The organism is Candidatus Eisenbacteria bacterium, assembly GCA_005893275.1.
Classification (GTDB): domain Bacteria; phylum Eisenbacteria; class RBG-16-71-46; order SZUA-252; family SZUA-252; genus WS-7.
Window position 1 is genome coordinate 1 of record VBOW01000093.1, and the last position, 2632, is coordinate 2632.

The window sequence follows — 2632 nt, forward strand, 5'->3', positions numbered from 1 at the left end:
CGTAGGAGGGGAACAAGAGGTCGGCGGTATCGCCGGCGCTGTCGCCTGGGGCGGCGACGCGGAGATTCACGGCGACCCAGGCTCCGCGGAGCATGAAGCCGCCCGTCCAGAGGCCCTGGAGCGGCTGCTCTTGTGCCGCGGCGGAATGCGGCGGGGCGCCCGCCAGCAGGAATGCGAGGGGCAGGAGGAATCCGAGACGTAGCCGGGACATGGAGGCGCACATTATAGGGGCATCGCATCCAGGCCATAGGTCCACATTTCTACAGCCACATTCGTTCGAGTCCAGCGGCTCGCCGCGCATCGGCCAGCTGTCCGCGATGCATGTACCAGTGATCGGCGACATACTGCAGACAGAGCCGGTAGGTGCCGAAGGTCCCCTCGAAACCGGCGGGCGCATTCGCGCTGGCTCGGTCCAGGGCGTCCTCGGACAGTGAGTCGACGAGCGCAACCGTCGACTCGCGCACTTCACGGCATTTCGCAAGCACCTCGTCGAACGGAGGATACCGGCTGATGTCGCCGCTCACGTCCGCTCCGTCGAATAGCTCCTCCCACTCCGCCAACGGGTTCGGTTCCCCGAGCATGAATCGGCGGACGACCAAAGCCTCGATGTAAGCCAGATGCCCGAACACCCATAGCGTGTGTGGGCCCCCCTTGGGGGTCGGGAACACCACGCAGTGCTCTCGCATTTCCTCGACGCGAGCCAGGACTCGGTCGCTGCTCTTCTTCAAGTTGTCACGTATGAGCTCGATGGACTGCATGCGATTCAGCGCTCGTAGACCGTTCGCAGCTTGTCGGAGCGGAACCTCCTCGCGGGTCAGCCGTCATGCGGACGGCGATCGTCGGGTGGCTCCCCGCACCTTCCGGCGGACGACGGGCCGGGCCGGCTTGCGCCGCGCCACTTCCTTGAACCCGGCGCGGTCGTACATGGACTTGGCTCCGAACCACATGGAGTCGTCGCTGGATCGGCGGGGCTTGTCCACGGGATAGGCCTCGAGGAGCGTGGCGCCGCGCTTCCGGGCGTACGCGATCGCGCCGCGAAGAAGGGCATGGGCGACGCCCTGCCGGCGATGCGCGGACGGGACGACGAAGCAGATGATCGACCAGACCGGCTTGTCGTCCATGGGCTTCATCACGGGCGACCGCTCCAGCTTGCCGTACTCCTCGCGCGGCCCGAGCGAAACCCACCCGACGGGGACCTTGCCTTGGTATGCGATGAGGCCGGGTGGCTTGCCGGAGTCGACGAGGGCCCTGAGATCGGCGCGGTTGGCCTGCGCGCGGGTCATTCCCCTGGGCGGGGGTGGTGACGCTCCGCTCCGGCGATAGAACATGCACCAGCAGCCGCGGGCGATGGAGCAGCCCCTGGCGTTGAACACGGCCTCGACGTCTGGCCATCGCTCCGGGGTGGCGGGACGGATCGTGAGCTTGGGCACGGGCCCGATCATAGCTCGGGCGTGGCCCCGTGGTCGCGCGGGAGTTTGGTAATCTGGCTGGGTCATGCGGATCGCGACTTGGAACGTGAACTCCCTGAAGGCGCGCCTGGAGAAGGTGCAGTGGTGGCTCGAGCGCGCCCGTCCGGACGTGCTGCTCATGCAGGAGACGAAGCTCGCGGACGCGGAAGCGCCAGTCGCGGCGTTCCGCGCGGCGGGCTACGAGCTGGCCCACCACGGCGAGGGCCGCTGGAACGGCGTGGCCATCGCCAGCCGCTGCGGGATCGCGTCGGTCGTGACGAACTTCGGCGAGCCGCTGCATCCCGCGGCGACCCTTGATGTCCGCGACGACGAGCCGCTGGCCGAGGCGCGGATGATCGCTGCGAGATGCGAAGGCACCCGGGTCGTGTGCGTGTACGCGCCGAACGGAAGGAAGGTCGGATCGGAGTTCTATGAAGCCAAGCTCGCCTGGTACGAGCAGCTCTTGGCGTGGCTCCAGACTTCAGGGGATCCGGACGAGCCTCTCGTGCTCGGTGGTGACATGAACGTCGCCCCCGCGGACGCGGATGTCTGGGATCCGAAGCTCCTTCATGGGGGAACGCACGTGTCGCCGCGGGAGCGCGAGGCGTTCTTTCGTCTGTGTGAGTGGGGGTTGGTGGATGTCTACCGCCGGCATCATCCCGAGCCGGGCCGCTATTCGTGGTGGGACTACCGCGCGGGAGACTTTCACAGGAACTTCGGGATGCGGATCGACCACCTACTGGCGACGCGTTCGGTTGCCGAGCGGACGGTGTGGGCGGAGATTGATCGCGAGGCTCGCAAAGGGAAGCCGACCCCGTCGGACCATGCACCGGTCGTCATGGATCTCGACCGGCCGGGCCATCCCTTCGATGCGGGGTGGGCGTCCGCCGAGGAGCGAATCGCCGCTAGGCGGGGGAAGGCGGGGTGATGGCCCGCATAGAAGAGGCCAGGCGCCCGACAAACTTTCCTACTCATCGGGGTCTCCTCGCACCCATGTCGGCTCGGCGAATTCAGTGAACACTGCACTGGCGCTTTGGATTGGGCTGGTTCGGCCGCATAAGTAGGTCGAAGCGACCGGGAAACATGCCCGCTCTGAGAGAGCGGAGTGATATGTTTACCTCGGTCCGACCCCTCGTATCTTTCCTGGCCTCAAGTGCCTCGCGAATCGAGCGTACCTGGTGGAT

General features: G+C 66.8%; 4 protein-coding genes. 1 reads left to right on the plus strand and 3 read right to left on the minus strand.

Annotation, left to right across the window (positions count from 1 at the left end; translation table 11 throughout):
* From E6K76_12440 to E6K76_12450, 3 genes are all read right to left on the minus strand, one after another.
* On the minus strand, positions 1-211 hold a 211-nt coding region (locus E6K76_12440; GenBank protein ID TMQ56549.1), incomplete at its 3' end, for a hypothetical protein.
* 49 nt (positions 212-260) lie between these two features.
* Entirely contained in the window at positions 261-758 is a 498-nt protein-coding gene (locus tag E6K76_12445; GenBank protein TMQ56550.1) for a DinB family protein, read from the minus strand.
* Between the two features lie 63 nt (positions 759-821).
* Entirely contained in the window at positions 822-1442 is a 621-nt protein-coding gene (locus E6K76_12450) for a GNAT family N-acetyltransferase (protein TMQ56551.1), read from the minus strand.
* A 52-nt stretch (positions 1443-1494) separates the two neighbouring features.
* On the opposite strand from E6K76_12450, the gene xth reads away from it, so the two are divergent.
* The gene (gene xth, locus E6K76_12455) at positions 1495-2376 is read left to right on the plus strand and encodes an exodeoxyribonuclease III (GenBank protein ID TMQ56552.1); all 882 of its coding nucleotides are present in this window, start codon (positions 1495-1497) and stop codon (positions 2374-2376) included.
* Positions 2377-2632: the final 256 nt, after the last annotated feature.